Origin of the sequence: Caulobacter sp. D5 (genome assembly GCF_003185805.1) — a bacterium.
Lineage (GTDB): Bacteria > Pseudomonadota > Alphaproteobacteria > Caulobacterales > Caulobacteraceae > Caulobacter.
In genome coordinates, this window is the sequence record NZ_QHJY01000195.1 from 1 (window position 1) to 7,077 (window position 7,077).

At 69.9% G+C, this 7,077-nt stretch carries 7 protein-coding genes and 1 pseudogene; 4 read left to right on the forward strand and 4 right to left on the reverse strand.

Features of this window, described 5'->3' with window-relative positions:
* The coding region (locus DMC18_RS13860; RefSeq protein WP_110133018.1) for an SDR family NAD(P)-dependent oxidoreductase at window positions 1-751 on the forward strand (751 nt) is incomplete at its 5' end.
* A 48-nt stretch (window positions 752-799) separates the two neighbouring features.
* Here the strand turns inward: DMC18_RS13860 and DMC18_RS13865 are convergent.
* From DMC18_RS13865 to DMC18_RS13880, 4 genes and pseudogenes are all read right to left on the reverse strand, one after another.
* Window positions 800-919: pseudogene (locus tag DMC18_RS13865) on the reverse strand (hypothetical protein); the annotation flags it as partial.
* Window positions 920-1,021: 102 nt separating this feature from the next.
* Window positions 1,022-2,854, reverse strand: a complete 1,833-nt coding sequence (locus tag DMC18_RS13870) for a DUF885 family protein (RefSeq protein ID WP_110118690.1) — start codon at window positions 2,852-2,854, stop codon at window positions 1,022-1,024.
* A 186-nt stretch (window positions 2,855-3,040) separates the two neighbouring features.
* Window positions 3,041-4,012: a hypothetical protein gene (locus DMC18_RS13875; protein ID WP_110118689.1), complete on the reverse strand. Its 972-nt coding sequence runs from the start codon at window positions 4,010-4,012 to the stop codon at window positions 3,041-3,043.
* Window positions 4,013-4,023: 11 nt separating this feature from the next.
* A complete protein-coding gene (locus tag DMC18_RS13880; RefSeq protein WP_110118688.1) occupies window positions 4,024-4,353 on the reverse strand; it encodes a PadR family transcriptional regulator in 330 nt (109 codons plus the stop codon).
* Window positions 4,354-4,697: 344 nt separating this feature from the next.
* Between DMC18_RS13880 and DMC18_RS13885 the strand changes: the two genes are divergently transcribed.
* The 3 genes from DMC18_RS13885 to DMC18_RS13895 all read left to right on the forward strand — a co-directional run.
* Complete coding sequence (locus DMC18_RS13885) at window positions 4,698-5,114, forward strand: DUF1810 domain-containing protein (RefSeq protein WP_110118687.1); 417 nt, start codon at window positions 4,698-4,700, stop codon at window positions 5,112-5,114.
* Window positions 5,115-5,186: 72 nt separating this feature from the next.
* Window positions 5,187-6,089 (forward strand): hypothetical protein, encoded by a 903-nt coding sequence (locus tag DMC18_RS13890; RefSeq protein ID WP_110133019.1) that lies wholly within the window; start codon window positions 5,187-5,189, stop codon window positions 6,087-6,089.
* 187 nt (window positions 6,090-6,276) lie between these two features.
* Window positions 6,277-7,077, forward strand: an 801-nt coding sequence (locus tag DMC18_RS13895) for a hypothetical protein (RefSeq protein WP_199232576.1), incomplete at its 3' end; no start/stop codon positions are given.

Genomic DNA, 7,077 nt, shown 5'->3' on the forward strand with positions numbered 1-7,077 from the left:
CGGCCAGCGCGTCGTCGCCACCGCCCGCGATCCGGCCGCCCTGGCCGACCTCGCAGACCGCCATGGCGACGCCGTGCGGCTGGCCGCCCTCGACGTCACCGATCCCGAAGCGGCCGAACGCGCCGTCGCCCTGGCGGCGCGCGAGTTCGGCGGCCTCGACGTCGTCGTCAACAACGCCGGCTACGGCGACATCGGCTCGGTGGAGGACACCTCGCTGGACGACTTCCGCAAGCAGATCGACGCCAACCTGTTCGGCGCGATCAACGTCACCAAGGCGGCGATCCCGCTGCTGCGCGAGCAGGGCTTTGGCCACTTCGTGCAGCTGTCGTCGGTGGGCGGACGCCTGGGCGCCCCCGGCCGCGCGGCCTATTCGGCCGCCAAGTGGGCGATCGAAGGCTTTTCCGAGGTTCTGGCCCAGGAGATGGCCCTGGTCGGGATCAAGGTCACGATCGTCGAGCCGGGCGGCTTCCGCACCGACTTCGCCGGGTCCTCGACCACCCTGGCCGCCGGCCGGGCCGAGTACGACGCCGTCGTCGGCGCCGCCGCGCGGATGCAGGCCCAGTATCACGGCCGCCAGCCGGGCGATCCCGCCCGGGCCGCCCAGGCCATCCTGGGGCTGGCCGCCATGGACGAGCCGCCCCTGCGCCTGCCCCTCGGCTCCGACGCCCTAGGCGCCATCCGCGCCGCCAGCGCCCGCCGCGCGGCCGAGCTGGAACGCTGGGCGGACCTGAGCGCGTCTACGGATTTCTAGGCGGGCTCCTAGACTCCCCCAGTCGTCATCCCGGAAAGCCCGCAGGGCTTATCCGGGACCCAGGGGACTGGGCGCGGCGGATCGATCGGGCGCCCCGGCGACGGCCAGGCGTAGTGCGGCGGCCCCTGGGTCCCGGCTCTCCGCTTCGCTGCGGCCGGGATGACGAGCCTATTTTCCAGGTTCAATTCACTCCCAACAGCCCCCAACGAAAAAAGGGGAGCGCCCTCGCGAGCGCTCCTCCTCCTCGAACCTTCCGAAGAAGCCCGAGCCTTACTTCCCGGCCTTGGTCGCGGCGATGTAGTCGTCGACCACGCGGTCCAGCACGGTCAGCGGGGTCATGCCCGACAGCAGGCCCGCGTCGTGGAACTTCTTGATGTCGAACTTCTTGCCCAGTTCCTTCTTGGCGCGCTCGCGGGCCCGCAGCCAGGTGATCTTGCCCAGCATGTACGAGCAGGCCTGGCCCGGCCACACGACGTAGCGTTCGATCTCGGTGATCGTGCCGCTTTCCTCGTCGCCCATGGTCTCGGACATGTACTTGACGGCCTGTTCGCGGCTCCACTTCTTGTAGTGCATGCCGCTGTCGACCACGAGGCGGACGGCGCGGAACAGGGCGTCGTGCAGCATCCCGATGTGGCCGCGCGGATCGCCCTTGTAGATGCCCATCTCGACGGCCAGCTGCTCGGAATAGAGCGCCCAGCCCTCGGCGTAGCCCGAGAAGCCGATCACCTTGCGGATCATCGGCAGGCCCTGGGCTTCGTTCGACAGCGACAGCTGCAGGTGGTGGCCCGGGACGCCTTCGTGCACCGTCAGGGTGGTCAGGGTGTACTTGGCCTGCTCCTTGGTGTCGCGCAGGTTGATCCAGTAGATCCCCGGGCGCTTGCCGTCGAGCGAGGGCGAGTTGTAGTAGCCGCCCGGCGCGCCGGCCTCGATGGCCTTGGGCACCCGGCGGATTTCCAGCTCGGCCTTCGGCAGGGCGCCGAAATAGGCCGGCAGCTGCTTCTCGATCCACTTGGCCTTGACGTTCAGGTCGGCGATCAGCTGTTCCTTGGCCGCGTCGGTGTTCTCGTAGATGTCCTTGCCGAGCTCAGCCATCCGCTCGCCGACCGTGCCCTTGCTCATGCCGATCGACTTGAACAGCTTGTCGGCCTCGACCGAGATCGACTTCACCAGGTCCAGGCCCAGCTGGTGGATCTCGTCGGGGCTCATGGTCGCGGTCGTGTAGTTCTTCAGCGACACGGCGTAGTAGTCGCCGCCATCCTTCAGGCGCCACACGCCGGCGTCGTGGGTGGCCTTCGGGCGCACGCTCTCCAGCAGGGCGATCTGGCGCTTCAGGGCCGGCAGCACCGAGTTCTCGTAGACCTTCGAAGCCTCGCCGGCCCAGTCGCCGTCGATCTTCTTTTCCTTGGTGCGGCGGGCCACCGACTTGACCAGCGGCGCGTCGGCCGTGGGCGTGTCGGCGAAGGCCTTCATCTGCACCAGGGCCTTGTCGATGACGAAGTCCGGCGGGATCACGCCGTCGGCGTAGTCCTTCTTGGCGATCAGGGTCTCCTGATCCATCAGTCGGGCGAAGCCTTCCATGCGCTGCAGGTAGGCGTCGGCGTCGGCCTTGGTCTCGATGCTGTGCTGGGTGTCCAGGAAGTCGGGCATCGACTGGTAGGAACCGGTCAGCTGGCTGAGGATGTAGGGCGCGCCCGAACCGCCGCCGGCGTAGCTGAACTTGCGATTGCCCTCGTCCTGCACCGCCAGGGTGAACTCGACGGTGTCGTAGTTGACGGCGTCCATGCCGCTCAGCGCCTTGCGGTCGATCGAGCGCAGCTGGGCCAGTTGCGCCGTCGTCTGGGCCGAGCCCGCGGCGATCGCCTCGAACGAGCGGTCGCTCAGCAGGCCCTTGGTCCAGGCCAGGTCGCCGCTGTCGAGGCCAAGGCCCGTCGCCAGTTCCGGCGCCTGGCGCAGCAGCTTGGCCATGGCGTCGTCGAAGAAGGCGTTCAGCTTGGCGGCTTCACCGGCGTTGGACGCCGGCTGGGCGAAGCCCAGCGAGGGCGCGGCGGCGGCGGCGAGGCCGGCGGCCACGGTCGACAGCAGAAGTTCGCGGCGGTTTTGCAAGAGAGAGTCCCCTTCCCTGGAGCCCCTCCCCCAGGGGCGGGCTCGATCCTTACGTCCGGGCGCGATCACGCCGCACCCGAAACAGCTGGGGCGAAGGCGTAAATGCCCACGTCAGGCGGGGCAACCGGGGATGGATTAATTCCGTGTCATCAAGACCCTGGAAGATCCGTCCCCGCGCCGTCCGGCTTAGCGAGCGCCCTTGTAGAGGCGCCACAGGGCGGCCCCGATCTGGCAGGCGAAGATCAGCCCGGCCACGAACATCCCGATGTGGAAGCCGGTGTCGACCACGTGCTGCAGCTGGCCCACGTCCTTGGCCGTCGCGGTCACCGGCGTCAGGGTGAACAGCGGCAGCGACTTCCACAGCAGGGTGGTCAGGACCATGCCGCCGATGGCGGTCAGCAGGTCGAACACCGCCCGCGCCCGCACCAGGCCCGGCCTGACCAGGGCGATCAGCGAGGCGCCCAGGCCAAGCACCGCCCAGACCAGGATCGGCCAGTAGAGGCTGGCCCACACCGGCGACGGCGCCAGCGCGATCGCGCCTTCCAAGGTCACCGCCCCGGTCAGGTCCACCCGCCACAGCCCCGTCCACCAGAGAATGAACAGCGCGGTGGCGACCACCTCGAACAGGGCCTCGAAGCGCGCCTCGAACATCCCCTTCTTGCGGGTCAGCTGCGGCAGGTCGCGGACGTTCCAGTCGGTCAGGCCGGTCAGCGGCACCCAGCCGCGCTCGATGCCGGCGGCGACCAGGGTCACCAGCCCGGCCAGCATCAGGGCCGAGCGCGGGAAGTCGTGGGTCAGCGCGTCCATGACGACGTCCAGCGCCTCGCCCCGGCCCAGCAGGGCGACCACCACCGCCGGCACGACGGTGACGATCGCGGCCAGGGCGACGGCCAGCTTCAGGGCGAAGACGTAGAACGGATAGAGCGTCGGGCCGATCAGGCTCTGCTGCGGGCCGTAGCGGCCGGCCACCGCCAGCGGGTGGCCGAAGTCCTTGAGCACCGCCTCGCGCTCCTTGTCGGTCAGGGGAGCGCCCTTGGCCTCCTCTTTCTCCTCGATGCGGTTGAGCAGCACGTCGCGCAGTTCGGCGACGATGTCCTCGCGTTGCGCCTTGGGCAGCAGGGCGCCCACGGCGCCGAGATAGCGGTCGAGCAGGTCCATGTGGGATCCCCTCAGATCAGGTTTTGCAGGGTGTCGTTGATGGCGCGCCACTCGGCGGCCAGGCGGGTCAGTACGGCCTCGCCCTCGGGCGACAGGCGGTAGAAGCGCTTCTTGCGCTTCTCCTCCTCGCGCCATTCGGAGGTCAGCAGGCCCTGGCCCTCGAGCCGGCGCAGCATCGGGTAGAGCGCGCCTTCGTCGATCTCCAGGCCCACTTCCGAAAGGGCCTGGCGCAGGCTGTAGCCGTAGCGCTCGACCTTCAGCTGGGCCAGCACGGCCAGGATCAGCGTCCCGCGACGCAGCTCCTGGCGCAGGGATTCGAAGATGTCGGTATCGGTCGGCATGAGCCTTCCTGTCTTGGTGTGCGCCGCATGGTGTGCAGCACATAGTGTGCGATACACACTGTGTGTCACACAGTAACTTTTCACACAACCGCCGTTCGCTGAATCTTTCGTAATGTGAACACCAGGATCCCCAGCCCAAAGAGCCCGTCATCCCGGGCGGAGGGCTGCGAAGCGGACCGTAGACCCGGGACCCAGGGGACCGGGCTCGGAGGATCGATCAAGCGCCCCGGCGATGGCTACCGCACTGCGCCGGCCCCTGGGTCCCGGCTCTCCGCTTCGCTGCGGCCGGGATGACGATGAGATTTGGCGATCACTCCCGCCTGGAAAGCCGCTATCCTCCCCCAATGCCCGCCCACGACCTCCAGCGCTTCGTCGACGCCCAGGCGAGCACCTACGCCGCCGCCCTGGCCGAGCTGCGCGCCGGCGCCAAGCGCAGCCACTGGATGTGGTTCGTCTTTCCGCAGGCGGAGGGCCTGGGCCGCAGTTCGACGGCGCGGTTCTATGCGGTCGCGGGGCTAGACGAGGCCCGCGCCTATCTCGCCCATCCGGTGCTGGGCCCGCGCCTGGCCGAGGTCGTCGACGCCATCCTCGCCCTGCCCGGAAGCGACGCCCACGCCGTGTTCGGCTCGCCCGACGACCTCAAGCTGCGCTCCAGCCTGACCCTGTTCGCCGCCGCCGCGCCCGGCGAGGCCCGCTTCCGCGCCGCCCTCGACAAGTACTTCGGCGGCCAGGACGATCCGGCCACCCTGGAGCGCCTGTGACATTCGCCACACCCGCATAGGACGAATCCGTGCATTTGTGACTCCTGATTGTCGAACCAGGGGGCCTTGGCCATGCACAGACTCACACCCGCGCGCCTCGTCGTCGCCGGACTCGCCGTCGCGACGCTCGCCCTCGCGCCACAGGCCCTGGCCTTCGGCACGATCCGCAGCCTGGGCCAGAACGCCGAGCACGAGCGCATCACCCGCACGGGCCTGGGCGGCGCCGGCTTCGGCGGCGCCACGCTCGACCTGCTGGCCGGCAAGAACGGAACCTTCGGCGCCGTCGGCGCCCCCGACCGTCCCGGCCGCGGCCTGATCAGCGTCTCCCAGGCCCACTGCGACGACGGCGACTGGTTCGACAAGCCCGGCTACGCCCAGAGCCTGTCCCAGGCCAACGCCGCCCTGCGCGCCTGTCGCAGCCTGATGTACAGCAACCTCGACCAGGCCCTGATCCGCGCGGGCGACCTGGTTCGTCCCGACCTCTCCTACGGCGACACCACCACCGGCTCGGACTGCCCGTTCGACGGCGAGAAAGGCTCGCCCAAGTGCCGGACCCTGGAATATCTCGGCCTGGCCCTGCACGCCTCGCAGGACTTCTACTCGCACAGCAACTGGGTCGACGCCCCGCGTCCCAGGCCCACCATCGAGAACCCGCCGGGCCTCAACAACAACGGCCCCGCCGAATGGCTCGGCCCCAGCCTGCCCGCCCAGGTCCCGGCCGGCCTGATCACCGGCTGCTACGGCTTTCCCGAGTGGGCCAGCTGCCGCGGCCGGGTCAAGCACGACTACCTGAACAAGGACACCGCCAGCACGACCCGCGGCGGCTACGACAAGGCCATGCGCGTCGCCGCCGAGGACACCCGCGCCAAGTGGGATCAGTTCTCCGGCAAGGTCCGCGCCCGCTACGGCGACGCCCGGGGGAACAAGATCCTCTGCGTCATCCGCTCCGACCGCCCGCGCGAAAGCTGCGGCTGAGGGGGTCTTCTCGTTTGTCATCCCGCCCCCCGGGTCGCGCAAGCGCGCCCGAGGGTGAACCCAGCGCAGCGGAGCGCCGGGACCTCCCACGGTTCCGGATCCGTATAGCGCACGTTCGGGTATCCACCTGACGTTGCGCTTCAAGCTCGGCCGTGGTCTCTGGCCGCCAGTGACACTGGGGGCTTTCATGATTTCCAACGGCAAGCTCGCCGCCGCCGGCGGCGCGATCCTCTGCGCCCTGGGCGCGATGCTCGGCCCCGCGCCCGCCCAGGCGGCCAAGGGCGACCTGGGCGCCAGGATCGACTACCTGATCGCCGACGCGGCCGCCGCCATGGGCAACGGCGACTGCGGCAAGACCTTGAGCACCCGGATCAAGGCGGCGGTGGCCGATCCCGGCGTCGACGGCCTGGAGCTTCGTCGTCGCGAGATGCTCTACTATGTCGCGCTCGAATGCGGCGGCTATGTCGGCCCCGACGCGGTCGACGCGGCCCGCAAGCTCGACGCCGTCGCCGCGCAGCCGTTCCTGAAGGCGACCGCCAACCTCGTGCTGATGATCGACGCCCGCACGCGCAAGGACGCCCCGGCCGCGGCCGCCGCCTTCGACAAGGCCTTCGCCGCCGATCCGACCGCCCTGACCACCCTGCGCATCTCGACCTACTTCCAGCTGCTGCGCCTGCTGAACGACGATCCCGCCGCGCGCCTGCGGGTGGTGTCCAAGCTGCGGGTCACCCCCTGGACCGACGACGAAGAGATCGACATCGCCCGCAACGACTGGGGCCTGCTGCAGGCCCGGTTGGCCGCCGACGCCGGCGACCTGGCCCAGGCCAAGGCCGCCCTGGAGAAGGTCGACGACCCGGCCGCCCTGCTGTCGGTCGCCGAGGATCGCCGGTTCGCCCCGCTCTGGCCGTCGCTGGAGGCCGCCGGCCGCTTCGACTGGCGCGCCGTCGCCCAGGCCCGGCTGGCGACGCTCGAGGCCCGGTCGGCCAGA

What these genes read in the sequence shown, in the direction of transcription:
- DMC18_RS13890 (WP_110133019.1), top strand. Translation starts at nt 5,187, where the DNA reads ATGCACAGACTCACACCCGCGCGCCTCGTCGTCGCCGGACTCGCCGTC.
- DMC18_RS13885 (WP_110118687.1), top strand. Translation starts at nt 4,698, where the DNA reads ATGCCCGCCCACGACCTCCAGCGCTTCGTCGACGCCCAGGCGAGCACC.
- DMC18_RS13880 (WP_110118688.1), bottom strand. Translation starts at nt 4,353, where the DNA reads ATGCCGACCGATACCGACATCTTCGAATCCCTGCGCCAGGAGCTGCGT.
- DMC18_RS13875 (WP_110118689.1), bottom strand. Translation starts at nt 4,012, where the DNA reads ATGGACCTGCTCGACCGCTATCTCGGCGCCGTGGGCGCCCTGCTGCCC.